Here is a 25833-nt window from a genome sequence, read left to right as displayed (position 1 = left end):
CGATGGCGTGGAGGACCGGTATCACCGATCTGCTCGGGGTGCGCTACCCGATCATGCAGGCCGGGATGGGGGTGGTGGCAGGTGGGCGGCTCGCCGCCGCGGTGTCGGACGCCGGCGGCGTCGGGTGCATCGGGGCGTCGCGGATGAGCCCGGCTGAGCTGGACGAGGAGATCGCGCTCGTGCAGGCGGCGACCTCGGCCCCGTTCGGGGTCGACTTCCTGTTCCCGGATCTCGGCGAGCGCTCCGCCGGGCCCGGCGAGGGCACCTCGCACGCGGTCGACCCGGCGCTGCGCGCGGAATTGCTCGAGATCGTCTACCGCAGGCGGGTGCCGCTGATCGTCTACGCGATGAAGTTGCCCGCCGGTGCGGCCGACGAGGCGCACGAGCACGGCATCAGGGTGATGACGCTGGTGGGCACCGCCCGGCACGCCGCACGCGCGCAGCAGCTCGGCGCGGACGCGGTCATCGCCACCGGTACCGAGGCGGGCGGGCACACCGGCGCCGTCGCGCTGTCGGTGCTGGTCCCCGCCGTGGTCCGGGAGGTCGACATCCCGGTGGTCGCCGCGGGCGGGATCGCCACCGGGGCCGGTGTCGCCGCCGCGCTGGCGCTCGGCGCCGACGGCGTCTGGGTCGGCACCCGGTTCCTGGCCACCCACGAGGCCGCCGTGCACGACGACGTCCGCAAGGAGGCGGTGGCGCGCACCGAGGACCAGACCGTGATCTCGCGGGCGCTGTCCGGGAAGACCTGCCGCCTGGCCACCAACGACTTCACCGCCCACTGGGCGACCCGGGAGATCAAACCCTTCCCGGAGCAGGCGGTCGAGATCAACCGGCAGGGTCTGGTCCTGAAGGGGCTGCGCGACGGTGACGTCGTCGGCTCACCGATCCCGCTCGGCCAGTCCACGGCACTGGTGGACCGGGTGGACGGCGCCGCGGCGGTGCTGGCCGACCTGGTGGGCGGGGCCGAGCGGGCGCTGTGCGGGCTCACCGAGCGGGTGGCGCCGTGACCGGGACGTGCGTGGCCGGGATCGGGCTGACCGAGTTCTCCCGGGCCAGCGGCCGCAGTGCCGAGCGCCTCGCCGTGGAGGCCGCCAGGGCGGCGTGCGCCGACGCCGGCCTGCCCACCTCGGCGGTGGACGGCATCGTGCCGTTCCCGTTCGGGCCCTCGGCCGAGGACCTGATCGCGGGCCTCGGGCTGCCCGACGTGACGTTCACGGCGGTGCCGCACCTGGGCGGGGCCAGCACGGTCGCCGGGCTGCGGCTCGCCGCACTGGCCGTGGCCAGCGGCGCGGCCCGCTGCGTGCTCGTGTTCGTCGCGCGCAACGGCCGCTCGGGGTCGCGGGTCGAGCAGCGGATCGGGGTGCTGCTGCCCGGCCAGCGCTACCGCCGCCAGCTGGAGCACCCGCACGGGTTCAGCACGCCCGCGCAGTGGTACTCGATGATCGCCCGCCGGCACATGCACGAGTTCGGCACCACCCGCGAGCACCTGGGCGCCGTCGCGCTGGCCATGCGCGCGCACGCCCAGCTGAACCCGCACGCGCAGATGCACGGGCGGCCGATGACGATGGAGCAGTACCGCAGCAGCCGGCCGATCGCCGAGCCCTACCTGCTGCTCGACTGCTGCCAGGAGACCGACGGTGCCGGTGCGGTGCTGGTGGTGGCCGCGGACCGGGCGCGCGACCTGCGCCACCGCCCGGTACACCTGGCCGGGCTGGCCGAGGGCCACCCGGACTCGCCCGACGACCTGGTCAACCGCCGCGACTTCTTCACCGTCGGGCTGACCAGGGCGGCACCGCGCGCGTTCGCGATGGCCGGGGTGACCCCGTCGGACGTGGACGCGGCGATGATCTACGACTGCTTCACCTTCGAGGTGATCCAGCAGTTGGAGGAGGCCGGGTTCTGCGCCCGCGGCGACGGCGGCCCGTTCGTGGCCGACGGCGGCATCGCGCTCGGCGGGCGGCTCCCGGTCAACCCGCACGGCGGGCTGCTCTCCGACGGGCACATCGCCGGGATGAACCACGTGGTGGAGGCGGTCGTGCAGCTGCGCGGCGACGGCGGGGACCGCCAGGTCCCCGGGGCGGAGGTGGTCGCGGTGACCGGATGGGGCGACATGGGCGACGGCGCGATCGCGGTGCTGACCCGGTGAGCGCGCAGCGGGCCACACCACCGCTGCCCGACCCGGACGACCCGGTGCTGGGCGGGTACTGGGCCGCCGCCGCCCGCGGCTCGCTCGTGGTGCAGCGGTGCGCCGCGTGCGACCGGGTGCAGTGGCCGCCGCGCGACACCTGCGGGGGGTGCGGTCCGGCCGAGCTGCGCTGGCTGCCCGTCGCGGGCACCGGCTCGTTGTTCACGTGGACGGTCGTGCACCACACCACGATCGCGGCCTACGCCGATGCGCTGCCGTTCGCGGTCGGTGCGGTCGAGCTCGACGACGCGCCGGCCCGGATGCTCGGCCGATTGCGCGGCGTGCCACCGGGGCAGCTGGAGATCGACATGCCGCTGGAGGTGGCGTTCGAGCCGGTCGCCCCGGGCATCGCGCTGCCGGTCTGGCAGCCCGCCGGGAGCGGTTCCCGGTGACCGGCGGGCTGGTCACCGACGAGGCGCGGGCCTGGATCGGACGCAGCGACCCGCCGGTGACGGTGCAGGTGAGCGCCACCGACATCGCGAAGTACTGCCACGCCGTCGGTGAGACCGCGCCCGAGCACTTCGACGAGGCTGCCGCCCACGCCGCCGGGTACCGCACGATCGTGGCCCCGCCGGGGTTCTACGTGGCCGTGCGCATCTCGGCGGCGCTGATCCGGCCGCGCACCGCACTCGCCGAGGACGGCACCCCCGACGCCGACCTCCCCCCGATGGCCGTGACCCAGGTGATGGCAGGGGAGACCCGGGCCCGGTTCCCCGGCCGGATCCACGCCGGCGACCGGATCACCCTGGAGAAGACGATCACCGGGCTGACCGAGAAGTCCGGCTCGTCGGGCCCGTTCGTGCTCATGGGACTGCGGCACCGGCTCACCAACCAGCTCGGCGAGGAGGTCGTGGTGGAGGACTACTCCCGGATCCTGCGATGAGCGACCACCCCCTGGTCGGCGACCCGCTCGGGCCGGTCGGCCACCGGCCCGACGCCGTCGAGCTGTTCCAGTACTCGGCCGTGCTGTGGAACTCCCACCGCATCCACTACGACGCCGACTACACCCGCGACGTCGCCGGCCATCCCGCGGTCGTGGTGCCGGGGCCGCTGCAGGGCACCTACCTCGAACAGCTGCTCACCGGGTGGGCCCGGCCGGGCCGGCTGGTCGAACTCCGCTACCGCAACCGGGCGTCGGCCTACGTCGACGAGGAGCTGCTCGCCCACGGGCGGGTGCTCGAGGTCGGTACCGACGGCCGGACGGTCCGCTGCGAGGTCTGGCTGGCCACCGCCGACGGGCGCACCACCACCACCGGCGAGGGAACGGTCGAGCTCGGATGGACCTGACCCCCGCCGAGGACGCCTGGCAGCGCGAGGTGCGCGACGTCCTGCTGGAGCACCTGACCCCCGAGCTGCGGGCCGCGCTGCCCGACTGGCGGGAGACCGCCGTCGCCGACCGGCACCCGGCCGTCCGCGGAATACTGGAGACGATGGTCGCGCGGGGCTGGTTCGGGATCGGGGTGCCGGCCGAGTACGGCGGCCAGGGCCGCACCGCGGTCGAGCAGTTCCTGTTCTTCGAGGCGTGCGACTACCTCGGCACTCCGCACCCGGACCTGATGACGACGGTGTCGATCGGCCCGACGATCGCCCGCATCGGCACCGACGAGCAGCGCCGCCGCTGGCTGCCGGGGATCGTCTCCGGTGAGACCGAGTTCGCGCTGGGCTACAGCGAGGACGTCGCGGGCACCGACCTCGCGAACCTGCGCTGCCGCGCGGTCCGCGACGGCGACGACTGGGTGATCGACGGCCACAAGCTGTGGAACACCGGGGCCCACCACGCAACCCACGAGTGGCTGGCCTGCCGTACCGACCCCGACGCACCGCGGCACCGCGGGATCAGCATCATCGCCGTCCCGCTCGACTCGCCGGGCATCGCGGTCCGGGCGCTGCCCACCTGGGGCGGGCTGCGCACCAACGAGGTCACCTTCACCGGGGTCCGGGTGCCCGCCGACCACCTGATCGGCGAGGCCGGGCAGGGCTGGACCTACGTCACCACCGCGCTCGCCCTCGAACGGGTCGGCATCGCCGGGGTTGGGGTGCTGCGCCGCCTGTTCGACGGGCTCACCGCCGAGCTGAGCCGCGGCGCCGGGCCGGACGGGGCCACCGCGGTCCGGCTCGCCGAGCTGGAGACCCGGGTGCGCGCGGTGCGCCTGCTCGCGCTGCGCACGCTGCGCGAGATCGACGCCGGCCGGCTGTCCGACGCCGACGCCGCGATGCTCAAGGTCGCCGCCACCGAGCTGGTGGCCGAGCTCTCCGACGCCGCACTGGAGATGTGCGGAGAGCGCTCCCGGCTGGCACTGGGCGAGCCCGGATCGCCGCTCGACGGGTTCGCCGAGCTGACCTACCGGCGAGCTCCCTACCTGCGCTTCGGCGGCGGCACCAACGAGGTGCAGCGCACGATGGTCGCGCAGCGCCGCTACGGCCTGCCCACCTCGGCGCGGTCCGCGCCGGCCGCGGTCGGGCGGGCCAGGCCCCGGACCGGCGAGAGCCCGGAACACCGGGCGCTGCGCGGGTCCGCGGCGGCCTTCCTGCGCGACCACGTCGACCGCCGCCGCCTGGCCCGCGACGACGCCGGTCACCGCGCCGAGCTGTGGACCGCGGTGTGCCGGCAGGGCTGGCCGGCGCTGGCCGTCCCCGAGGCGTACGGCGGCGCCGGGGCCGCGCCGGCGGACCTCGCCGTCGTGCTCGCGGAAGCCGCGCGGGCCGCGCTGCCCAGCACCCTGCGCTGCACGGCCGCGGCGGCGCTGGCCCTGACCGGAGCCGGCTCGGCCGAGCAGCAGCGGCGGTGGCTGCCCCGGCTCGCGACCGGCGCCGCCACCGTCGCCGCGCCGCCGGGCCGGCTGGCTCTGCGCCCGGACGGCGCGGGGTACCGGCTCGACGGCGACCTGCACCGGCTGGAGGACGCCACGCCAGGTGCCGTCGTGGTGGCACTCGCCGCCGACGACGCCGGCGCGCCCCGGCTGGTCATCGTTGACACCGCGGCCGACGGGCTCACCGTGGTGCCGCTGCGGTCGATCTCCGGCGAGTCGCTCGGCACCGTCGTCTGCACCGCGGTGGCCCTGCGGACCGCGGACGTCTCGGCGCCCCTGCGCCCGGACCGGGCCGACGGCGTCGCCGACGTGTGCGCGCTGCTGGCCGCCGTCGAGCTGGTCGGCCTCGCCGAGGAACTGCTGGAGCGGACGGTCGCCCACGTCGGCGGGCGCGAGCAGTTCGGCCGCCCGATCGGCACCTTCCAGGCCGTCGCCCACCACGTCGCCGACATGGGCTCGGCGCTGGAGTGCGCGCGGCTGCTGGTCGACGCCGCCCTCGCCGACCTCGGCGCCGGACGTCCGACGCGGAGGTCGGTCGCGGCGGCAAAATCCCGGGCCGGGCGTGCCGCGACCGCGATCAGTAGGCTCGCCCACCAGCTGCACGGCGCCATCGGCTACGTGACGGAGTCCGACCTGTACCTGTACTCGCGCCGCGCGACCGCCGTCGCGCTGTCCGCCGGGACGGCGGCCGAGCACCTGGCGGTCCTCGCCCGTCGCTACCGGGCCGACCGGCCGAGCACCCTCGGTCTCGACGCCCTCGACCGCCCGGTCGATCCACCTCAGCGCTCCGACGGAGGCACCATGCACCCCGATAACGGTCCCTCCTCGCTACCGGTGGACGTTCGATGAGCGTCACCCTCGACCGCGACGGCGCGGTCGCCGTCCTGACCCTGAACAAGCCCGAGAAGCTCAACGCACTCGACCACGCGATGCGCAGCGAGCTCGCGGACCGGGCCGCGCAGGTGCAGGCCGACCCCGCGGTGCGGGCGGTGGTGCTCACCGGCGCCGGGCGGGCCTTCTGCGCGGGCGGCGACATCGCGGCGATGAGCGCGCGTCCCGACCCGGGCGCCGCCCGCACCTGGATGCGCAGCGCGAACGCCGCCACCCTCGCGCTGCTGGCCATCGAGAAACCCCTGATCGTGGCCGTCAACGGGGTGGCGGCGGGGGTCGGCTTCTCGATCACCCTCACCGGGGACGTGCGGCTCGCCGCGACGGGATCGCGCATGATCGCCAGCTTCGCCAACGTCGGGCTGGTGCCCGACGGCGGCGGTCTGTGGCTGCTGTCGAGGATGGTCGGCCTGCACCGCGCCAAGGAGATGTTCCTGTTCGCCGAGACGCTCGACGCGACCCAGGCGCAGCGGCTCGGCCTGGTGCGGGAGATCCACCCGCCCGACGAGCTGCTGGCGGCGGCGATGGCCATGGCGCACCGCTTCGCCGAGGGCCCGACCCGGGCGTTCGGCCTGGGCAAGGCGCTGGCCCACCGGTCGGTCAGCGGCGACCTGGAGAGCTACCTCGAGCTGGAGATCGCCCACCAGACCCTCGCGATGGGCTCCGCCGACCATCTCGAGGGGATCACGGCGTTCCAGGAGAAGCGGGCCCCCCGGTTCCCGGGTCGCTGAGCGCCGTCGCCCGGGACCGGCCGGCTCTTGACCGGCCCCGAATCGAGTGTAATTCTCCTGACTGATAGGTCGAACGAACTCGCCGGACGGGAGTGGACGTGGCGGACATCGAGGTCCAGCCCGACGGGGTCCGGGTCACCGCCCGGGCCGGCGAGACGGTGCTGGCGGCGCTGTTCCGCTCCGGATACGGCTACCGCGTCGGCTGCCGCCGCGGCGGCTGCGCGCTGTGCAAGGTCGACCTCATCGAGGGTGCGGTCGACTACCCGGCCGTCGTGGCCGCCACCGTCCTCACCGACCAGGAGCGCCGCGACGGGACCTGCCTGACCTGCCGCGCCGTGCCGCGCGGTGACGTGGTGGTCCGGCTGCGCGACGAGCGTCTGAAGGTCGTCCTGCCGTTCCTGCACGCCGCGGCGGCCCGGCGGGCCCGCGGCGGGCCCGACACCACCTGATCTCCACCACCACCACGAGGCAACGAGGAGCACGGACATGGCCGTCATGCGACTGGGGTACGTACATCTGCGGGTCACCGACGTCGAGGAGGCCAAGTCGCACTACGGCGACACCCTCGGGATGCGGCTGACCGCCGAGCAGGACGGCAAGCTGTACTTCAAGGCCTGGGACGAGTGGGACCACCACTCCGTGGTCGTCGAGCCCGGTGGGGTCGGGCTGGCCAAGCTGGGCTATAAGGTCGCCCGCTCCGAGGACCTCGACGTCTACGAGAAGCGGGCCCAGGCGTTCGGCTGCATCACCGAGCGGATGAGTGCCGGGGACAACCTGGCCGTCGGCGACGGGGTCCGCATCGTGATGCCGAGCGAGCACGTCATGGAGCTCTACTCCGACACCGAGTGCGTGGGCACGGAGGTGGGCGCGCTGAACCCGGCCCCGTTCCCCCGGCACCTCGTCGGCGTGGGCGTCCCGCGGATCGACCACGCCGCCATCACCGCGGAGGACCCGGTGACGCTGGAGCGCTACTTCGCCGAGGTGCTCGACTTCCGCGCCGTGGAGCGCCTGGTCACCGACCAGAGCGACGACGGCGCGCTGATCGGTTCCTGGATGTCGTGCTCCAACACCCCGCACGACATCGCGTTCCTGCAGGGCCCCAACGGCAAGCTGCACCACTTCGCGTACCTGCTCGAGGACTGGAACGCCATCCGGCACGCCGGCGACCTGTTCTCGATGGACGACGTACCGGTGGACGCCGGCCCGACCCGGCACGGCATCACCCGCGGCCAGACGATCTACTTCTTCGACCCGGCCGGGAACCGCAACGAGGTGTTCTCCGGCGGCTACCTGGTCTACCCCGACTTCCCGACCATCACCTGGACGGCGGACAAGCTCGCGCAAGGGATCTTCTACATCGGCCGGGAGGTCAAGGACACCTTCGTGTCGGCGCTCACGTGAGCGCCGCCACCGACGCCGCCACCGGCGTCCCGTACGCGGAGCTGGTCCGGACCGACCGCGTGCACTCCCGGCTCTACACCGACCCGCAGGTCTTCGCCGACGAGATGGACCGGATCTTCCACTCCGGGTGGGTGTACGTCGCCCACACCAGCGAGGTCCCGCAGCCCGGCGACTACGTCCTCAAGACCATCGGCACCCAGCCGGTGATCGTGAGCCGCGGCGCCGACGGCGAGGTGCACGTCCTGTTCAACCGGTGCAGCCACCTGGCGAACCTGCTCTGCCACGACCGGACGGGCAACTCCTCGTCGTTCCGCTGCCCGTACCACGGGTGGACCTTCCGCAACGACGGCGAGCTCGTCGGGGTGCCGTTCCGGCCGGGCTACGGGCCCGACTTCGCCCGCGCCGACCACGGCCTGGCCCGCCCGGCGCACGCGCAGGACTACCGCGGCTTCCTGTTCGCCAGCGTCGCCGCCGACGTCCCGACGCTGGCGGAGTTCCTCGGGCCGGCCCGGGAGACCATCGACCGGCTCTGCGAGCTGTCCCCCGAGGGCGAGGTGGAGCTGACCGCGGGCTGGCTGCACCACCGCACCGAGACCAACTGGAAGATCGCGTTCGAGAACGAGATCGACGCCTACCACGGCAACTTCGTGCACCGGTCGCTGACCATGATGGGCAACTGGTCACTGGTCGCCGACGCCGACGTCACCAGCGAGAAGGCGCTGTCGCAGACCCGCTACCTCGGCAACGGGCACACCGACATGGACTGGCGCCCGCAGTTCCGCAAGGTCGGGCGCAAGTACCTCTGGCTCGGTGCCAGCGCCGAGGAGAAGCTGTCCGACTACGCCGCGGCGCTCGCGCAGCGGCACGGCCGCGACCACGCCGACGAGCTGCTCGTCGACGGCCCGCCGCACACGATGATCTTCCCCAACCTGTTCATCGCCGAGCTGTTCATCCTGGTCATCGAGCCGCTCGCGGCCGGCGGCACGATCCAGCACCAGGCCCCGATCCGCTGGAAGGGCGCCGAGCAGCTCAACCGGCGCGCCTTCCAGCTGACCGGTGGGTCGATCGGCCCGGCCGGCATGGTGATCGCCGACGACAGCGCGATGTACGAGCGCAACTTCCGCGGGATGGCCGCGCGGCAACCGGAGTGGCTGCTGCGCAGCCGCGGGCTGCACCGGGAGCAGACCCTGCCCGACGGCGTCGAGGTCTCCAACGCCACCGACGACACCAGCCACCGCGCGTTCTGGCGCAACTACCTGCGCCTGATGACCGGCGGGGGGTCGGGCCGGTGATGCTGTCCAACGAGTTCGCCGCCGTCGAGGTGGAGCTCGACGAGACCGGCCACGGCGCCCGGCTGCGGATCCGCGACCTGCTGCGCGGTGGCGCGGCGGTGTACCTCGACCCGATGCAGCTCGAGGCGCTGGTGTGGACCGATCCGGCGGAGCTGGCCCGGTTCAGCGACCCGGACCGGATCATCGCCCGCACCGAACGTGCCGCCGACGGACCGGGCCGCCGGTGACCGGCGCGACGGGCCCGGCGGGGGCCGCCGGGCCGGTGCTGGCCGGGGAACTGCTGGCCGGGTGGGCCCGCCGGGCCCCGCACAAGACCGCCGTGCGCGAGGACGGCCGCTCGCTGACCTGGGCCGAGCTCGACGCGCAGGTCGGCGCGCTCGCGTCGGGGATGGCTGCGCTGGGCGTCGCGCCGGGCGACGCGGTCGGGATGCTGGCGCGTGACCGGCTCGAGGTGTTCGTGCACTACCTGGCCTGCCTGCGCCTGGGCGCGGTCCGGGTCGGGATCAACGCCCGTTTCGCCGCCCGGGAGGTGCTGCACGTCGTGCGCGACTGCGACGCCCGGATGGTGGTGGTCGAGGCCGCGCTGGCGGACCTGCTCGGCGGCGAGGAGCGCGCGTTGCGCGCGGAGGGCCGGCTGCTGGTCTCCCTGACCCCTGGGGACCCGGCCGCGCCGCGCCTCGCGGACTTCGACGCCTCCTTCGGCGAGCTGTCCGCCGGCCCGGCGCTGGACCTGCCCGCGCCGCGCCCCGGCGACCTGGCGCTGATCAGCTACACCTCCGGCACCACCGGCATGCCGAAGGGTGTGCTGGTGAGCCAGGCCGCGGTCGCCGCGGTGCTGGTGCACACCGTCCTGATGACCGGCCTGGGTCCGGACGACGTGTGGTTCCAGGCCACCTCGCTGGCCTGGATCGCCAGCCTGCTCGCGTTGCTCGGGCTGGTGAACGGGATGACGGTGGTGCTGCCCGGCGGGCCGGGCGGCTTCGACGCCGCGCACTTCCTGCACACCGTGGGGCGGCACCGGGTCACCGGCACGGTGCTGGCCCCGGTGATGATCCGCCGCGTGCTCGACGAGCTCGACCACGGTGACGGTGGGAGCCACGACCTGTCGAGCTTCCGGACCCTGGTCTACGGCTCCTCGCCCGCTCCCCCGGCGCTGCTGCACCGGGTGCACGCCGCGCTGCCCGCCACGGCGCTGGTGCAGATCTACGGCATCACCGAGTGCTCGGGCGGCTGGGTCACCGTGCTCACCCACGCCGACCACCTGCGCGGGCTCGGGGGCGAGCCGGGCCTGCTGACGTCCTGCGGCCGGCCCGGACCCTGGGTCGACGTCGCGGTGACCGACGACGACGGCCGCGAGGTGGCCCGCGGTGAGAGCGGTGAGGTCCGGCTGCGGTCCCCGATGAACTGCCTGGGCTACCACCGGCTTCCCGAGCTCACCGCCGGGCTACTGGACGGTGAGTGGATCCGCACCCACGACATCGGCCGGATGGACGACGAGGGTTACCTCTACCTCACCGACCGCAAGAACTTCATGATCATTACAGGTGGGATGAACGTGTACCCGAGCGTGGTGGAGAACGTGCTGGCCCAGCACCCCGACGTGGCCGACGTCGCGGTGGTCGGCGCCGCGCACGAGGAGTGGGGCGAGGCCGTGGTCGCGATCGTCGAGGCCCGACGGGGCGCCACCCCGGACCCGGCCGGGCTGCTGACCTTCTGCCGGGAGCGGCTCGGCGCGTTCCAGGTGCCCAAGCACGTCGCGGTCGTCGACGCGCTGCCCCGCGGAGTCACCGGCAAGGTGCTCAAGCCGACCATCATCGCCGACCTGGCGGAGCATCCCGAACGCCTTCCCTGGCACCGCACCGCCGCGGTGGGAACGCGATGACCGGCTCGGTGCTCGACGTCTCACCGGACGCGGCGCAGGCGTTCGTCTACCGGGAGGCCCGGCTGCTCGACGAGCGCCGCTACGACGACTGGCTCGGGCTGTGGGCGGACGACCGCGACGTCCTGTACTGGGTCCCCGCCGGGGACGACCACGACGGGACCGGCGTCATCTCCTACGTCTACGACAACGGCCGCCGGATGAACACCCGGGTGCGGCAGCTGCTGACCGGTGAGCGCTACTCGCAGGTGCCGTTCTCCCGGACGGTGCGCATCGTCTCCGGTGTCGAGCGCGAGCACGCCGGGCCGGGAGCCGTCACCGTGCACGCCGCGTTCGCGCTGCACGAGTTCCGGATGGACCGCACGCACGTCTGGGCCGGGCGGCTCGAGTTCGACCTGGTGGACCCGGCCGGTGACGGCGGGCTGCGGATGACCCGCAAGAAGGTGCTGCTCGTGGACCGCACCGGAGCCGTCCCGTCGATGGCGTTCCTGCTCTGAAGACCAGCCCCGACGATCAGCCACCCCGACCCGAGAGGGAGCACGTGCGCAACGACCCGGCCCTGGCGGCCGTCACCGAGATCCGGCCCGGCCGCTATCCCGAGCTCGACGAGCTCGCCCTGCACTCCGCGGTGATCTCCGCGTTCCTCGACCAGTGGGACGTCCGCCCCGGTGACATCGACGGCGTGCTGGCCGCACCGACCGGGGTGCTCACCGAGGGCGGCGCGGACGTCGCGGTGCACGAGAAGGTCGCCGACGAGCTGGGCATCCGGCCCCGGTTCTCCCAGACGATGTACGCCGGTGGCGCGGGCTACGCGCTGATGGTCGCCCGCGCCGCCGAGGCCATCGCGGCCGGGCGCGCGGACGCCGTGCTGTGCATCTCCGCCGGCAAGTTCCCCAAGGTGGGCGCGGCCAGCGGTGAGAAGATCGCCAAGTTCGTCAGCCATCCGGAGTTCGAGTACCCCTACGGCACCTACATCCCGGTGCTCTACGCGCTGTTCGCGCAGCGCTGGATGGCCGAGACCGGCGCCACCGGGGAGGACCTGGCCGCGGTGGCGGTGGCCCAGCGGCAGTGGGCGCTGCTGCACCCGGACGCGTTCATGCGCGACAAGGGCCCGCTGACCGTCGCCGACGTGCTGGGCTCGCGGATGATCGCGAGCCCGTTCCACCTCTACGACTGCTCGGTGCCGCTGGAGGGAGGTGCCGCACTGTTGGTCACCAGCGGGGAGCGGGCACGCGCGGTCAACGAGCGCCCCGCCTACCTGCTGGGCTACGGGGAGGTGCACATGGAGGGTGCGGTCAGCATGCGGTCGACCTTCGACACCGGCGGCGCGACGGACGCGGCCCGGCAGGCCTTCGCGATGTCCGGACTGGCCCCCTCGGAGATCGACGTCGCCCAGCTCTACGACTCCTTCTCCTCGAACCCGCTGATGTACCTGGAGGAATGCGGTCTCGCCGGGCGGGGCAAGGCTCCCGAGCTCTACCGCAGCGGCGCCACCGCGCCCGGAGGGTCGCTGCCGGTCAACACGTACGGAGGGTTGATGTCGTTCGGGCACACCGGGGACGCGTCCGGGATGAGCATGGTCGTCGAGGGCGCGCTGCAGGTGATGGGGCGTGCCGGGGACCGCCAGGCCCCGAGGACGTCCACGGCGCTCGTGCACACCCACGGCGGGATGCTCTCCGAGCACGCCACGCTGATCCTCGGCGACCGGGCGGAGTCCTGATGGCCCCCGCGAAGCCCGCCCCCGAACCCACCGCACTGTCGGCGCTCTACTGGGCCGCGGCGGCCCGCGGTGAGCTGTCCGCACCGTGGTGCGAGCCGTGCGCGGACTGGGTGTTCCCGCCACGGCCGCGCTGCCCGCGCTGCGGCGGCTCCGAGATGGGCTGGCGCCCCCCGGCCACCACCGGTGAGGTCGTCACGTTCTCGGTCGTGCACCAGGCCGCCTACGAGGCCTACCGCGACGACCAGCCCTACGTGGTGGCGATCGTCGCCCTCGACGGCGGGCCCCAGCTGATGACCAACCTCGTGGACGTGCCTGACCCTGGCGCGGTCGCGGTCGGGCAGCGGGTGGAGCTCACCTTCGAGGCGCGGGGCGGGGGCGGGCAGGTACCGCAGTTCCGCCCGGTGGGCTGAGCTCCTCAGTCGCGCTTCCCGGTCAGGAAGTCCAGCGCGAGCGCGTTGAAGACCTCGTGCTGCTCCCACTGCGGCCAGTGGCCCGCGTCCTTGATCACCTCGAACCGGGCGTCCGGCATCTTCTCGGCCATCGCCATCCCGGCGGCGGCCGGGCCGGACGGGTCGTCGCTGGTCCACACGACCATCGCGGGCCCGGCGACGGCGGCCAGCTCGGAGTCGGTGACCAGGTTGCGGGCGCGGACCTCGGGGTCCTGCAGGCACAGCAGGTGCCGCATGGACCCGGCGAACCCGGGACGGGCGTAGATCGTCCGGCGGATGTCGATCAGCTCCTCGGTGACCGAGGACGGGTCGGCCATCAGCCACTCCAGGCGGGCCCTGATCCGCTCGTGGCTGGGGTCGTCGGCAGCGGCCTGCGACAGGCTGCGGATCCGCTCCATCACCTCGGGGGTGGCCATCGTGCCGCCCGGGGTGTTGAGCAGCACCCGGCCGACGCGCCCCGGATGGGCGGCCGCGTACTTGAGCGCCAGCCAGCCGCCGAGCGACTCCCCCGACAGGTGGGCGCGCCCGACGCCCAGCGCGTCGAGCAGCCCGTCCAGATGCGCGACGTAGTCGGGCAGCTCCAGGTCGCGGGTGGCGTGGGTGGTCCACCCGTGCCCGGGGTACTCGTAGGCGATCACGCGGAAGTGCTGCGCGAGGGGCACCAGATTGTGCGCGTAGGCCTCGATGTGGCCGCCGGTGCCGTGCATGAGCACCAGCGGCTCGCCCGCGCCCGCCTCCAGCACCCGGGTCCGCCACTCGCCGACCTGCACGTAGCCGACGGTGAACGCGAGGCCCGCGAGCGCCGACCAGATCGACGGGCGGCTCATGTCGCGTCCGCCGGCGTCCGCGGCGCGGCGTCGTCGCGGTGGCACAGTGCGCTGCGCCGGGGGTCGGGTTCCATGGCGGCCTCTTCTCCGGGTGGGTGGCTAGACGGGGAGCGTGCGGGCCGTGGTGAGCCCGAATCCGGCGATCCATTCCGGGATCGCCTCGTAGAAGGAGGTGTCGACCCGATAGCGGCCGGCGGCACCGAGCGCGGCGTAGGCGGCGATCCAGGTGCGCACCTCGTGCGCGGAGTGCCCGCCGTTCGCGGCGAACCAGTCGTTCGGCCGGGCGTCGATGCTCTCCAGGTCGCCACCGGCGAGCAGTGCCATCAGATCGGCGTCCCACCCGGGGTTGAGCGGCAGCAGGTGCGAGTCGCCGGCGGCGAAGGCGGCGACGGCCCGCACCACCCCGGACTCCCTGGCCGCGCGCACCTCGGGCGCCGGGTTGCGCCCGGCTATCAGCCGCTCGGCGATCTCGGGCGGCGCGTCCTGGATCCGGGGAACCGGCGGATCGTGCGACAGACCACCGGAGCCCATGATCAGCACGCGTCTGCCGAGGGCCTGCGCGGCGCGCCCGACCGCGGCACCCAGCAGGCGCGCCCGCGTCACCGGGCCCAGCGGCTCGGCCACACAGTTGACGAACACCGGCACGACCGGGACGGCGTCGATCGCGCCGAAGAGCAGGTGCAGCGGCTGGGTGAACCCGTGGTCGACCTGCATGCGTTCGGACACCGCCACGTCGATGCCGTCGGCGAGGACGGCAGCGGCGATCCGGCGGGCGGCAGCGGCGTCGACCGGCAGCGGCCCGGCGGGCAGGCCGTAGTCACCGACCGACTCGGCGGCGGCCGCGATGCAGAACGGCGGCATGACCTCGTAGAAGAAGCCGTTGTAGTGGTCCGGCGCGAACAGGATCACGAGCTCCGGATCGGCGTCGCGGATGGTGGCACGCGCCTGGTCGAAGGCGGCCTCGACCCGTTCCCGGACACCGGCGCCCGGGTCGGCCCGGCCCATCAGCGGGGTGTGCGACGTCGTGCACAGGGACAGCGTCATCGGTGACTCCCGGCTAGCATTCTAGCGTGTCAACAGATCGTAGGCCCCGCCGGCCGAGGAGGACAAGGATCTCGCGGGGGCGCGACGCCGCCGCGTCCGGGCGCACCGGACCACGGCCCCGGATAGGCTGGGACGATGACCATCAGCGGTGGCGGGAGGGGCCGGCCCCGGCCGGTCACCGGCCCCGGCCGGCGACCGAGCGCGCAGGGCCTCGGATCGCTGGTGTACGCCCAGATCAAGGACCAGCTGCTCGACGGCGTCTTCCACGCGGGCCAACGGCTTCAGGTCGAGGCCCTGCGGACCGAGTTCGGGGTGAGCAAGCAGCCGGTCATGGAGGCGCTGAGGCGGCTCTCCGGCGAGGGCCTCGTCGAGATCATCCCGCAGGTCGGATGCCAGGTGTGCAGCTATCCGCAGCGGGAGGTCGACGACTTCTTCAGGCTCTTCGGCGCCATGGAGGGAACCATCGCCGAGATCGCCGCGAGCCGGCGCACCGACGCCCAGCTCACCCGGCTCGCCCAGGCCGAGAGCCGGATCGGCGACCTGCGCGCGGTCACCGACCCAGCCGAACGCAGCCGCGGCTACCGCACCCACAACCGCACCTTCCACGGTGTGGTGCACGAGATGGCCGCGTCCCCCGTCATGGCCGTCACCAGCCGGCGGATGTGGGACCTCAGCGACTTCCTGATCAACACCCACGGGGCGCTCGCCCCGCTGTCGTCGGCGCTCGACCTGCGCCATGCCGACCACGAGCAGATCCTCGCCGCGCTCGGCGAGCGCGACGGCGCCGCGGCCCGCAAGGAGACCGAGGCCCACATCGTCGGCACCCTGGAGATCATCTGGGCGACGGGCACGCGGTCCCCCGACGACGTCGGGGACGCGGCCGGAGCCTGACGCGCGGCGATGTCCGCCCCGCGTCCCCGACACCTCGCCGCCCGCGGGCCCGCGGGCCCGTCTCAGACAGCGGCGGTCCACTTCGCGGTGTCGAACTCGGGACGCAGGGTCGGCTCGAAGCGGTCGAGCTTGATGCCGATCTTCGGCAGGACCTGCTCCACCAGCAGCTCGTTGCTGCGCAGCATCTTGTCCAGCGGCGCGGGACCGATCCCCATCCACAGCACGAGCAGCTCGATGCCGAACGCCTCGACGGCCTTCTCCAGGTTGCGGGCCACGGTGTCGACCGAGCCGGTGATCGAGAACCCGCGGTCGACCATGGCGCGGTAGTCGTTGGGCACCGGCCCTTCCTCGCCCGGGCGGCGCAGGGCCTCGTTGAACCCGAAGTGGTCGTGCCAGGTCGGCCAGATGAACCCCAGCGCGTCCCGGCCGATGGCGAAGGCCTCCTCGTCGGTGTCGGCCACCACGACCTCGCGGAAGTGCCCGACGTTGCGCCCCCAGCCGATCGCCGGATCCCGCAGCTTCGCCTCCTCGTGGTAGGCGTCGAGGCACATCTTGACCGTCTCCTCGATCGGGCTGAAGATGATCGGCCAGCCGCCCTCGCGCGCCGCCCACCGGATGGTGTTGGGGCTGAGCGTGAACGGCACCACCAGCTCGATGGTCGACGGGTCCTGCAGCGTGTTGGGCGCGATCCCGATCTTCTGGACGGTGCCGTCGGCGCCCACCGTGGCCGGTGCCATCTCCCGCGTCCCCGGGTGGTCCCACGTGATCCCGCGCGGCGGCACCTGCCAGTGCGTGCCGTGGAAGGAGAACTCGCGGTTCTCCCACAGCCCGCGCACGACCTGGTAGGCCTCCTCGAAGAGCTCGCGGTTCTGGGCGTCGTGCTCGGCGTACTGCGGGTCGGTCGCATAGGTCGCGACGGCGCCGTTCTTCTGCCCGACGGTCGTGACGTGCCGGCTCTGGTAGCCGCGGGCGAAGCCGGCGATCATCCGGCCGCCGCTGAAGTGGTCGAGCATCGCGAGGTCCTCGGCGACCAGCACGGGATTGCGGGCCGGGAGCACGGTGGCCATCTGCGCGATGCGCAACCGCGTGGTCAACCCAGCCGCCCAGGCACCGAGCAGGATCGGGTTGTTCGACATCTCGAGGCCCTCGAGATGGAAGTGGTGCTCGGAGAACGCCGCGAAATCGAAGCCGAGGTCGTCGAGCTGGCGCAGCACGGCGCCGTTCTCGAACAGCGCCCGCTGGTAGAAGTTCGGGTTCGCCCCGGCGTAGCCCTGCCTGAACTGCTCCGGGGTCGCCGCCGCACTGGGCAGCAGGAACGATGCCAACCGCATTCTCGGACACCTTTCGACGCCTGCGAGGCCCCCATTGGCCTCCTAGCATGCTTGCATGCAACTCGCCGGCGCAGGTCGTTGTCAAGGCCGCCTTGCCCCGCGACAGGGCGCCAGCTACGGTCGTCGGGCACGCTAGCATTCCAGTTCCCGCGAGAGGGGCGACGATGCCCGTACGCACCGGTGCGCAGTACGTCGAGAACCTGCAGAAACACCCCCGGGAGGTGTGGCTCCGGGGCAAGCGCGTCGAGGACGTCACCACGCATCCCGCGCTGCGCCGGCCGATCGAGCAGATCGCCGGGCTCTACGACCTGCAGCACGATCCCGAGCTCGCCCCGGTGCTCACCGGGGAGGGTCCGGACGGCTCGCGGGTCGGCCGCGCGTTCCTCCCCTGCCGCACGCCCGCGGACCTGCGCGCGCGGCGCGAGGCGTTCCGCGCCTGGGCCGAACCCACCCTCGGTCTGATGGGACGCTCACCCGACTTCCTCAACACCACGCTGATGGCCTTCGCCGAGTCACCCGGCGTGTTCGCCGAGCTCGGGCCACGCTTCGCGGACAACATCCGGCGCTACCACGAGCACGTCCGGGACCACGACCTGTTCCTCACCCACGCGTTGATCACCCCGCAGGTCGACCGCTCGAAGGGGTCATCGGAGCAGCAGGAGCAGTTCCTGCACATGGGCGTGGTGTCGACGTCCGAGGAGGGCCTGGTCGTCCGGGGCGCCCGGATGCTCGCGACGCTCGCCCCGATGGCCGACGAGCTGCTCGTCTACAGCCTGCCCGGCCTGCGTCCCGGGGACGAGAAGCACGCCGCGTGCTTCGCCGTGCCGATCGACGCCCCCGGCCTGCGGCTGATCTCCCGCACCCCGTTCGACGACGGCACCCGGCACCCCTTCGACCACCCGCTGTCCTCGCACTTCGAGGAGGCCGACTGCCTCGTCGTGTTCGACGACGTGCTCGTGCCGTGGGACCGCGTCTTCCTGCACGGCGATGTGGGGCTGGCCAACGCGCTCTACTCCGCGACGAACCTGCGCCAGCACACCGCGCACCAGACCGGCGTCCGCGGCCTGGTCAAGCTCCAGTTCATCACCGGGCTGGCCATGAAGCTCAGCCAGTCGGTGAAGATCGACGGGTTCCTGCACGTGCAGCAGAAGCTCGGTGAGTGCATCGCCGCCGTCGAGCAGGCGCACGCCCTGATCGTCGCGTCCGAGGCCGAGTACGAGACCACCGACGCCGGCACCGTCCGACCCCGGTTCGACGCACTGCAGACGCTGCGCGTGCTGCTGGCCACGCAGTACCCCAAGCTGGTCGAGGTGCTGCAGACCCTCGGCGCGGGCGGCCTGCTGATGATGCCCTCGGTCGAGGACTTCACCTCCCCCGTCGCCGACGACATCGCCCGCTACTACCGCGGCGCGGACCTGTCCGCGGTCGACCGGATCCGGCTCTACAAGCTCGCCTGGGACCTGTGCGGCGACGCGTTCGGCCAGCGGGCCGCGCAGTACGAGCGCTACTACGCGGGCGACCCGGTGCGGCTGCTGGCCACGAACTACCTGTCCTACGACAAGTCCGAGTGCTTCCGCCTCGTCGACCGCGCCCTCGCACTGGCGGGCGACCCGGACACCCCGGCGCCGTGACACCGGCGACCGAGGTGGTGGACCCCGATCGCTTCCGCCGCGCGCTCGGCCGGTTCGCCACCGGCGTCACCGTGATCACGACGACCACCGCCGACGGGCCGGTCGGCGCCACGGTGAGCGCGTTCTGCTCGCTCTCGCTCGACCCGCCCCTGGTGCTCGCCTGCCTGGGCCGCGAACGGTCGATGCACCGGGCCCTGGCCGCGGCCCCCGGTTTCGGCGTCAGCATCCTGGCGTCGGACCAGGCTGCGGTGGCCCGCGACTTCGCCCGGCCTGGGGACCGGTTCGCCGGCGTCGCGCACGCCCCCGGTCACCACGGCCCCCACCTGCGGGGCGCGATCGCCCACCTGGACTGCGCCGTGCACGACATGCGCGACGGCGGCGATCACGTGATCGTCATCGGCCGGGTCGACGCGCTGGCGGTGCACCCGGGCGACCCGTTGCTCTACGCCCGGGGCGCGTTCCTCGACCTCCCCGTCCCGAGCCGGGAGCGCGCCGCCGCGCACGAGTGGCTGCTCTCCGCCCCCTGGTGAGCCGGCTGTCGTCCCCCTGCGGCAGCCGGGCGAGCAGGTCACCCCTCGCCGGTCCGTCCGGCCCCACCGCTCATCGTGGCCGGCACCTCGAGGTTGAACACCCGCGCCGAGTTCAGGCCCAGGATGTTGCGTCGGGCAGACGACGTGCACCTCGTCGGAGAAGTGGTCCCCGAGGCTGCGGCGCTCCCCGTCCAGATGCTCGACGACGCGGCTCATGATCTTGACCTGGCAGACGGGGCCGCCGACGTGGGCGCACCGGTTCGACCACGCGTACAGGTCGCCGCCGAGACGGAAGATGCCGACCTCGACACCGTCCACGTCCACGTCCACGTCCACGTCCACCACGATGCGGCCGCCCTCGGCGACGTCGGCGCTGGTGGGCCACCACGACTGCGCTCATGGTCGGTACCCCTCCCCCGGCGGTCGCCACGGTGCGACCACATTCCTTGTCATCATCATCCTCTTTAGCGCGGGAATGCAAGAGGTGCCCGGCGTCAGCCCTCCAGCAGGCTCAGCGCCCTCGTCGGGCACGTGTCCACCGCCTCCTGGACGGCCTCGCGATGGCTCTCCGCCGGATCGTCGTCGAGCAGGTGCGTCACGCCGTCGGACCGCACCTCGAACACGTCCTCGGCCAGCGCCTCGCAGAAGCCGTGCCCGGTGCACCTCGTCATGTCGACGCTGATCTTCACGTGGGTCCCTCCGTCATGCCGGGTTCGGGGTGCAGGGCAACCGCTTGACGATGTTGAAGAAGTTGCTGGGGGTGTACTCCGCCGGGCCCGAGGTGATCTGCGGCGCCCGGCTGAGCAGCTCGGTCATCAGCGACCGGACCTGGGTGCGGGCGAGCTGGTTGCCCAGGCAGTGGTGGATGCCGCCGCCGCCGAAGGTGATGTGCGGGTTGGGCTTGCGCGAGAGGTCGAGCTGGTCGGCCCGCTCGATGCGCCGCTCGTCGCGGTTCGCGGAGGAGTAGAACATGACGACCTTGTCGCCCTTGGTGATCTGCTGCCCGCGGAACTCCAGGTCACGCGATGCGGTGCGGCGGAAGGTGACGATCGGGGTGGCCCACCGGACGAACTCCTCCACCGCCGCGGGCATCCGACCCTCGAGATCCTCGAGCAGCCACGCCCGCTGGTCCGGGTTGTCGGTGAGCGCCTTGAGGCCGTGTGCGATCGACTGGCGCGTCGTGTCGTTGCCCGCGATCGTCAGCAGCACGTAGAAGGCGCCGATCTCGTGGTCGGTGAGTCGCTGGCCGTCGACCTCGGCGTTGGCCAGCCCGGAGAGCAGGTCACCGGTCGGGTTCTCCCGGCGCTCGGCAGCGAGGCGGTTGGCGAGCCCGTGCGTGTAGGTCAGCGCGCCGAACATCGCCATCAGGACCTTCTCCTTGGTGTCGCCCGCGACTTCCGGGTCGTCCCACGAGGTGGCGATCTTCAGCTGCAGCATGGCCTCCTTCCGGTCGGCGTCGGGTACGCCGATCATGTCGGCGATGTTGTTCATCGGCAGCAGCTCGGCACACTCGGCGACGAAGTCGGTCTGCCCGCCGCCTGCCTCGGCCTTGGCCAGCAGGTTGTCGACGGCGCCGGTGGCGTTGCGGCGGATCATGTCGTCGATCCGGCGCATCTGCTTGGGCGTGAACGCCGAGGCCACCAGCCTGCGGAGCTGCGTGTGCCGGGGCGGGTCCATGCCGATGATCGACTGGCCGGCCTCGACGAAGTCGGCGGGCAGGCTCTCCATCAGGATCCCCGGGCCGGACAGGAAGTCCTCGTGCCGCTTGGTCACCTCGATCAGGTCGTCGTAGGAGGTGATCGCCCAGAAGCCGTGGTCGTCCGGGTCGTCGAGGAGCTGGTCCTCGAAGGGCGGGTGCCAGGTGATCGTGTCGCGCTCGCGCAACACGGCGAAGTTCTTGTCCCGTTCGACCATGTCCCCGGACCAGAACGCTCTCGACGACAGATCGACATCGACGTAGGGACGGTCCGGGTTTCCACTGGCAGTACTGGTCACGCTCTGAGTCATGACTACTCCCACTTCGTTCGAGCCTTGATCACGGCCGTCTCCACGTCGACATCCGCGTTCCACCCAGGATGGACACAACCTGCGGTTCTGTCCAGACAGAACCGCAGGTTGTGTCCAGTTCACCGTCGCCGTCCTGGTGAACGAGCTGGTCAGAAGGCGCGTACGACGGGACGTACCCGAGAGCGAGTGGCCGGGTGGCTCGGAAGAAGCTCACCTCAACGGACCTGGAGATCCCGCGTGCCTGCGGACGACTTCGCGACCACGATCGTCGTCCCACCCCGGCCAGGCTCGCACCGATCACGCATCCCGACCCGTGCTGCCCGGGCCGAGGACGACGACGCCACGCCGGTCAGACCACTGCCCGCGCGCGGCCGTAGGCCACCCCCATCCCGGTGATCCACTCCGGGACGGGCTCGTAGTCGGTCGTCGACGCGGGTGGCGAGCCGCAGGCCGCCCACGCCGCGGCCCACACCCGCACCTCGTTGGCGCCGCAGCCCCGCGTGTCGAGCTCGGCCTGGGTGAGCCCGGCGAGCCAGCTGGGGTCGCCCTGCTCGACGTGGCTCAGCAGCTCACGATCCCATTCCGGGTCGATGTACCCGGCGGCCGTGGCCAGGTGGTCCTTGCGCTGCTCGGGCGTCAGCCGCACGGCACCGGGCGCCGCGGGCGGGAAGGGCGGGTGGTGCGACAGGCCGCCGGTCCCGACGAACAGGACCCGCTCCGGCAGGTCCGCCAGCACCTCCCCGACCGCGGTACCGAAAGCGAGGGCCCGGCGCACGGGCGGGAGCGGGAACCCGATCGCGTTGACGACGACCGGGAGCAGCGGCACCGCCGCGGGGTCGTCGAACAGCTGTACCAGGGTCAGGCCCATCCCGTGGTCGACCTGCACGTCCTCGGCGACGGCCACGTCGACGTCACGCTCGACGAGGCGGCGGCACAGCTCGGCGGCGACGGCGCCGCGCACACCCAGCGGGAACTCCGGGATGCCGAACTCCGCGAGGGTGCGGCCCGACAGGACCGCGGTGAACGGGGCCCGTACGCGGCTGAGCATGTTCATGTGGTCGGGTGCGAACACCACCACCAGCTCGGGGTCGAACTCGGCGACGAACTCCCTGGTCACCGCGACGGCCCGGCGGTAACCGGGGCCGGCCTCGACCTGCAGCAGAAGCTGTCGGTCGGGACGGTGCCGCAGTGGATACTGACCGACCCGGACGTCTACCGGGCGGAGGTGGAACGCGTCTTCGCCCGAACCTGGTACTACCTGGGCCACGAGTCGGAGATCCCCGAGCCGGGCGACTACGTCACCCGCTGGTACGTCCACGATCCGGTGCTGCTGGTGCGCGACCGCGGCGGCGAGATCCGCGCCTACCTCAACTCCTGCATGCACCGCGGCACCGTGCTGTGCACCGCCGACTCCGGCAACAAGGGCTCGTTCACCTGCCCGTACCACGGCTGGACCTACAACCTCAGGGGCGAGCTCACCGGGATCGTCGCCGGCGACCGGGTCTACGGGGAGGAGATGAACCGCGACGAGTGGAAGCTGCGGACGATCCCCCGCGTGGAGACCTACCACGGGCTGGTCTTCGCGAGCCTCGACCGCGACGTCGTGCCGCTGCGCGAGTACCTGGGTGACCTGGCCTGGTACCTCGACATCCTCGTCGGCCGCAGCGACAACAAGATGGAGGTCCGCGGCGCCCCCTTCCGCTGGGTCGTCAAGGCCAACTGGAAAATCGGCGCGGAGAACTTCGGCGGCGACGCCTACCACACCGCCATGACCCACCGGTCCACCGTCGAGCTGGGGCTCTCGCCGAAGGATCCGATGTTCGCCAGCTACGGCCACCAGGTCGTGATGAACGACGGCCACGGTCTCAACGTCATCACCCCCTCCCCGGTCGCGCCGCCCATCCCGCCGTTCCAGGGCCAGCCCGAGCAGCTCTGGCCGGAGTTCGAGCGCAACCTGACCCCGGAGCAGCTCGAGGTCTTCCGCGGAACCGCCGTGATCGACGGCACCTGCTTCCCGAACCTGTCGTTCCTCAGCCCGATGCACGGCACCGGCGGCCACGCGCACCTGACGAACTTCCTGACGTTGCGCCAGTGGCGCCCGGTCGGCCCCGACACCGTCGAGATCTGGTCGTGGTTCCTCACCGACCGCGACGCCCCGGAGGAGTTCAAGGAGGAGTCCTACAAGCGCTACGTCAACACCTTCGGGCCGGCCGGGACGCTGGAACAGGACGACACCGAGATCTGGACGCGGATCACCGACGCCAGCAATGGGCTCATGGCCCGGGACAAGAACATGAACTACAACAACGTCATGAACTACGTCATGGGGCTGGGCCGGGTCGAGGTGGACCCGGCCTGGCCCGGGCCCGGCACGGCGTACCCCACCTGCTACCTGGAGGCCGTGCAACGCGGGTTCTACGAGCAGTGGAACAAGCTCATGGTGAAGGACTGAGGGCGAGACGATGACGACCGACACCCCGACGGCGGCCGCCTCCGACCTGGACGTGGACGTGGCGACCACCCTGCAGATCACGCAGTTCCTCTACACCGAGGCGCAGATCCTCGACGAGGGTCGCTTCGCCGACTGGCTCACCCTGGTCACCGAGGACATCAGCTACCGGATGCCCGTGCGCGTCACCCGCGAGAAGCGCGACGGCAGCGACACCCGCGACGACTCATCGTACTTCGAGGAGAACCTGACCACCCTCACCTCGCGGCTGGCGAGGCTGGGCACGCGGTCGGCGTGGGCGGAGGACCCGCCGTCACGTACCCGTCACTTCGTCACCAACATCCAGGTACTGGCGACCGCGGACCCGCGCGAGATGCGCGTGCTGAGCAACCTGCTCTTCACCCGCACCCGCGGCTCCGACCCGGCGCTCGACCAGCTCACCGGGCGACGCGAGGACCTGCTGCGCCGGGTCGGCCTCGGCTGGCGGCTGGCCCGCCGCACGGTGGTGCTCGACCAGTCGGTGCTCGGCACGCTCAACCTCAGCACGATGTACTGAAAGGCACCCCGCGATGACGCGACTCACGAAGGACGACATCACCGGGCTGCTGGCGATCATGCCGACGCCGGCGGTGCCCGAGGCGGAGGACCCGGCCGTGGCCGACACCGTCGACCACGCCGAGACCGCCCGGGCGGTCGAGGCCCTCATCTCCGACGGCGTGCACGCGGTGCTCACCAACGGCACCTTCGGCGAGTGCGCCACGCTCACCTGGGACGAGCACCGCGCGTTCGCCGGCACGGTCGTGGAGACCGCCGCGTCCCGCGTCCCGGTGTTCGTGGGCGCCACCACGCTCAACACGCGCGACACCATCGCCCGTGCCCGCACGCTGCGCGACATCGGCGCCGACGGCCTGCTGCTGGGCCGGCCCATGTGGTCGGCGTGCGACGAGGACGCCACCGTCGGCTTCTACCGGGCGGTGGCCGAGGCCGTCCCGGAGCTGGCGATCATCGTCTACGACAACCCGGAAGCGTTCAAGGGCAAGATCGGCCCCCGCACCTACGCGCGGCTCGCCGAGATCCCGCAGGTCGTCGCGGCGAAGTACCCGGGACTGGCCGGGAGCTTCCTCGCCGACCTCGACGCCCTCGCGGGCCGGGTGCGGTTGCTGCCCGTCGAGCGCGACTGGTACTACACCTGGCGGTGGGCGCCCGACCAGGTCCGCGCCTGCTGGAGCGGCGCGGCCTCGTGCGGCCCCGGCGCCGGGGTGGCGCTGGCGGCCGCCATCGCGGCGGGCGACGCCGAGGTCGCCCGGCAGATCAGCGAGGAGATGCGGGCGGCCGGGCGAACGTTCTTCCCGCGCGGGGACTTCGCGCTGTTCTCCACGTACAACGTGCAGCTGGAGAAGATCAGGATCAACGAGGCTGGCTACATGGTCGCCGGCCCGGCCCGGCCGCCCTACGCCCGCTGCCCCGAGGACTTCGCCGAGGGGGCGCGGGAGTCGGGCAGGCTGCTCGCCGCTCTGGAGGCGCGGTACCGGGTCACCGTCGGCTGAGTTCCGGCCGCGGGCACATCACCCCTCGCGGCCGGTCCTTCCGTCCCCGCCGCTCGTCCCGGCCGGCACCTCGAGGTCGGACGCCCGCGCCGAGTTCAGGCCCAGGATGTCGCGCCGCGCCTGGTCGGACAGCCACGGCAAGCGCACCATCTCGCCGGGGCAGGTCGAGTTCCCCGTGCGGCCAGTCCGGGGTCGTCGTCCCAGGTCGGGCCGGCGTGGAG

General features: G+C 72.7%; 28 protein-coding genes. 21 read left to right on the top strand and 7 right to left on the bottom strand.

Annotation, left to right across the window (positions count from 1 at the left end; all coding sequences use genetic code 11):
- Positions 1–2 precede the first annotated feature (2 nt).
- From H6H00_RS18790 to H6H00_RS18720, 15 genes are all read left to right on the top strand, one after another.
- The gene (locus H6H00_RS18790) at positions 3–1007 is read left to right on the top strand and encodes an NAD(P)H-dependent flavin oxidoreductase (protein ID WP_185717053.1); all 1005 of its coding nucleotides are present in this window, start codon (positions 3–5) and stop codon (positions 1005–1007) included.
- Positions 1004–2146 carry a thiolase C-terminal domain-containing protein gene (locus tag H6H00_RS18785; protein WP_185717052.1) on the top strand — a complete coding sequence of 381 codons (1143 nt, stop codon included), beginning with the start codon at positions 1004–1006 and terminating at the stop codon, positions 2144–2146. The genes H6H00_RS18790 and H6H00_RS18785 overlap by 4 nt, the downstream gene beginning before the upstream one ends.
- Entirely contained in the window at positions 2143–2577 is a 435-nt protein-coding gene (locus tag H6H00_RS18780) for a Zn-ribbon domain-containing OB-fold protein (RefSeq protein ID WP_185717051.1), read from the top strand. The genes H6H00_RS18785 and H6H00_RS18780 overlap by 4 nt, the downstream gene beginning before the upstream one ends.
- Positions 2574–3068: an FAS1-like dehydratase domain-containing protein gene (locus H6H00_RS18775; RefSeq protein WP_185717050.1), complete on the top strand. Its 495-nt coding sequence runs from the start codon at positions 2574–2576 to the stop codon at positions 3066–3068. Before H6H00_RS18780 ends, H6H00_RS18775 begins: the two co-directional genes overlap by 4 nt.
- Complete coding sequence (locus H6H00_RS18770; protein ID WP_185717049.1) at positions 3065–3472, top strand: HTD2 family dehydratase; 408 nt, start codon at positions 3065–3067, stop codon at positions 3470–3472. Before H6H00_RS18775 ends, H6H00_RS18770 begins: the two co-directional genes overlap by 4 nt.
- A complete protein-coding gene (locus H6H00_RS18765) occupies positions 3463–5844 on the top strand; it encodes an acyl-CoA dehydrogenase family protein (protein ID WP_185717048.1) in 2382 nt (793 codons plus the stop codon). Before H6H00_RS18770 ends, H6H00_RS18765 begins: the two co-directional genes overlap by 10 nt.
- On the top strand, positions 5841–6614 hold the full coding sequence (locus H6H00_RS18760) for an enoyl-CoA hydratase/isomerase family protein (protein WP_185717047.1): 774 nt from the start codon (positions 5841–5843) through the stop codon (positions 6612–6614). The genes H6H00_RS18765 and H6H00_RS18760 overlap by 4 nt, the downstream gene beginning before the upstream one ends.
- 98 nt (positions 6615–6712) lie before the next feature.
- Complete coding sequence (locus tag H6H00_RS18755) at positions 6713–7063, top strand: 2Fe-2S iron-sulfur cluster-binding protein (protein WP_185717046.1); 351 nt, start codon at positions 6713–6715, stop codon at positions 7061–7063.
- 37 nt (positions 7064–7100) lie between these two features.
- The gene (locus tag H6H00_RS18750; RefSeq protein WP_185717045.1) at positions 7101–8015 is read left to right on the top strand and encodes a catechol 2,3-dioxygenase; all 915 of its coding nucleotides are present in this window, start codon (positions 7101–7103) and stop codon (positions 8013–8015) included.
- Positions 8012–9307: an aromatic ring-hydroxylating oxygenase subunit alpha gene (locus H6H00_RS18745; RefSeq protein ID WP_255425256.1), complete on the top strand. Its 1296-nt coding sequence runs from the start codon at positions 8012–8014 to the stop codon at positions 9305–9307. The genes H6H00_RS18750 and H6H00_RS18745 overlap by 4 nt, the downstream gene beginning before the upstream one ends.
- Positions 9304–9534: a hypothetical protein gene (locus tag H6H00_RS18740; RefSeq protein ID WP_185717044.1), complete on the top strand. Its 231-nt coding sequence runs from the start codon at positions 9304–9306 to the stop codon at positions 9532–9534. The genes H6H00_RS18745 and H6H00_RS18740 overlap by 4 nt, the downstream gene beginning before the upstream one ends.
- On the top strand, positions 9531–11189 hold the full coding sequence (locus H6H00_RS18735; protein WP_185717043.1) for a class I adenylate-forming enzyme family protein: 1659 nt from the start codon (positions 9531–9533) through the stop codon (positions 11187–11189). Before H6H00_RS18740 ends, H6H00_RS18735 begins: the two co-directional genes overlap by 4 nt.
- Positions 11186–11683, top strand: a complete 498-nt coding sequence (locus H6H00_RS18730) for an aromatic-ring-hydroxylating dioxygenase subunit beta (protein ID WP_185717042.1) — start codon at positions 11186–11188, stop codon at positions 11681–11683. The genes H6H00_RS18735 and H6H00_RS18730 overlap by 4 nt, the downstream gene beginning before the upstream one ends.
- Positions 11684–11727: 44 nt before the next feature.
- A complete protein-coding gene (locus H6H00_RS18725; RefSeq protein WP_185717041.1) occupies positions 11728–12906 on the top strand; it encodes a thiolase family protein in 1179 nt (392 codons plus the stop codon).
- Positions 12906–13316, top strand: a complete 411-nt coding sequence (locus H6H00_RS18720; RefSeq protein WP_185717040.1) for a Zn-ribbon domain-containing OB-fold protein — start codon at positions 12906–12908, stop codon at positions 13314–13316. Before H6H00_RS18725 ends, H6H00_RS18720 begins: the two co-directional genes overlap by 1 nt.
- Before the next feature lie 5 nt (positions 13317–13321).
- Here H6H00_RS18720 and H6H00_RS18715 read toward each other — a convergent pair whose 3' ends face one another.
- Together H6H00_RS18715 and H6H00_RS18710 are read right to left on the bottom strand one after the other, a co-directional pair.
- Positions 13322–14182 carry an alpha/beta fold hydrolase gene (locus tag H6H00_RS18715; protein ID WP_185717039.1) on the bottom strand — a complete coding sequence of 287 codons (861 nt, stop codon included), beginning with the start codon at positions 14180–14182 and terminating at the stop codon, positions 13322–13324.
- A gap of 99 nt (positions 14183–14281) precedes the next feature.
- On the bottom strand, positions 14282–15226 hold the full coding sequence (locus H6H00_RS18710; protein ID WP_185717038.1) for a 3-carboxyethylcatechol 2,3-dioxygenase: 945 nt from the start codon (positions 15224–15226) through the stop codon (positions 14282–14284).
- A 135-nt stretch (positions 15227–15361) separates the two neighbouring features.
- On the opposite strand from H6H00_RS18710, the gene H6H00_RS18705 reads away from it, so the two are divergent.
- Positions 15362–16117 carry a GntR family transcriptional regulator gene (locus H6H00_RS18705; protein ID WP_185717037.1) on the top strand — a complete coding sequence of 252 codons (756 nt, stop codon included), beginning with the start codon at positions 15362–15364 and terminating at the stop codon, positions 16115–16117.
- 62 nt (positions 16118–16179) lie between these two features.
- On the opposite strand, the gene H6H00_RS18700 is transcribed toward H6H00_RS18705, so the two are convergent.
- A complete protein-coding gene (locus H6H00_RS18700) occupies positions 16180–17448 on the bottom strand; it encodes an LLM class flavin-dependent oxidoreductase (protein WP_185717036.1) in 1269 nt (422 codons plus the stop codon).
- A gap of 164 nt (positions 17449–17612) precedes the next feature.
- On the opposite strand from H6H00_RS18700, the gene hpaB reads away from it, so the two are divergent.
- Both hpaB and H6H00_RS18690 read left to right on the top strand, forming a co-directional pair.
- On the top strand, positions 17613–19079 hold the full coding sequence (gene hpaB, locus H6H00_RS18695; protein ID WP_185717035.1) for a 4-hydroxyphenylacetate 3-monooxygenase, oxygenase component: 1467 nt from the start codon (positions 17613–17615) through the stop codon (positions 19077–19079).
- Positions 19076–19609 carry a flavin reductase family protein gene (locus tag H6H00_RS18690; RefSeq protein ID WP_185717034.1) on the top strand — a complete coding sequence of 178 codons (534 nt, stop codon included), beginning with the start codon at positions 19076–19078 and terminating at the stop codon, positions 19607–19609. The genes hpaB and H6H00_RS18690 overlap by 4 nt, the downstream gene beginning before the upstream one ends.
- Before the next feature lie 494 nt (positions 19610–20103).
- Here the strand turns inward: H6H00_RS18690 and H6H00_RS18685 are convergent, their stop codons facing one another.
- The 3 genes from H6H00_RS18685 to H6H00_RS18675 form a co-directional block, all read right to left on the bottom strand.
- Complete coding sequence (locus H6H00_RS18685) at positions 20104–20298, bottom strand: ferredoxin (protein WP_185717033.1); 195 nt, start codon at positions 20296–20298, stop codon at positions 20104–20106.
- A 13-nt stretch (positions 20299–20311) separates the two neighbouring features.
- Positions 20312–21523 carry a cytochrome P450 gene (locus H6H00_RS18680; protein ID WP_255425255.1) on the bottom strand — a complete coding sequence of 404 codons (1212 nt, stop codon included), beginning with the start codon at positions 21521–21523 and terminating at the stop codon, positions 20312–20314.
- A gap of 442 nt (positions 21524–21965) precedes the next feature.
- The gene (locus H6H00_RS18675; protein WP_185717031.1) at positions 21966–22733 is read right to left on the bottom strand and encodes a DODA-type extradiol aromatic ring-opening family dioxygenase; all 768 of its coding nucleotides are present in this window, start codon (positions 22731–22733) and stop codon (positions 21966–21968) included.
- Positions 22734–22796: 63 nt separating this feature from the next.
- Between H6H00_RS18675 and H6H00_RS18670 the strand changes: the two genes are divergently transcribed.
- The 3 genes from H6H00_RS18670 to H6H00_RS18660 are packed head-to-tail and all read left to right on the top strand — an operon-like array spanning position 22797 to position 25612.
- Positions 22797–24068 carry an aromatic ring-hydroxylating oxygenase subunit alpha gene (locus tag H6H00_RS18670; protein ID WP_221775589.1) on the top strand — a complete coding sequence of 424 codons (1272 nt, stop codon included), beginning with the start codon at positions 22797–22799 and terminating at the stop codon, positions 24066–24068.
- A 10-nt stretch (positions 24069–24078) separates the two neighbouring features.
- Positions 24079–24621: a 3-phenylpropionate/cinnamic acid dioxygenase subunit beta gene (locus H6H00_RS18665; protein ID WP_185717030.1), complete on the top strand. Its 543-nt coding sequence runs from the start codon at positions 24079–24081 to the stop codon at positions 24619–24621.
- A gap of 13 nt (positions 24622–24634) precedes the next feature.
- Positions 24635–25612 carry a dihydrodipicolinate synthase family protein gene (locus H6H00_RS18660; protein WP_185717029.1) on the top strand — a complete coding sequence of 326 codons (978 nt, stop codon included), beginning with the start codon at positions 24635–24637 and terminating at the stop codon, positions 25610–25612.
- Between the two features lie 18 nt (positions 25613–25630).
- Here H6H00_RS18660 and H6H00_RS32375 read toward each other — a convergent pair whose 3' ends face one another.
- Positions 25631–25753, bottom strand: a complete 123-nt coding sequence (locus H6H00_RS32375) for a hypothetical protein (protein ID WP_255425254.1) — start codon at positions 25751–25753, stop codon at positions 25631–25633.
- Positions 25754–25833: the final 80 nt, after the last annotated feature.

Origin of the sequence: Pseudonocardia petroleophila, assembly GCF_014235185.1 — a bacterium.
GTDB lineage: Bacteria > Actinomycetota > Actinomycetes > Mycobacteriales > Pseudonocardiaceae > Pseudonocardia > Pseudonocardia petroleophila.
The sequence above is the reverse complement of the archived record's forward strand: the minus strand, read 5'-3'. Positions and strand labels throughout refer to the sequence as shown.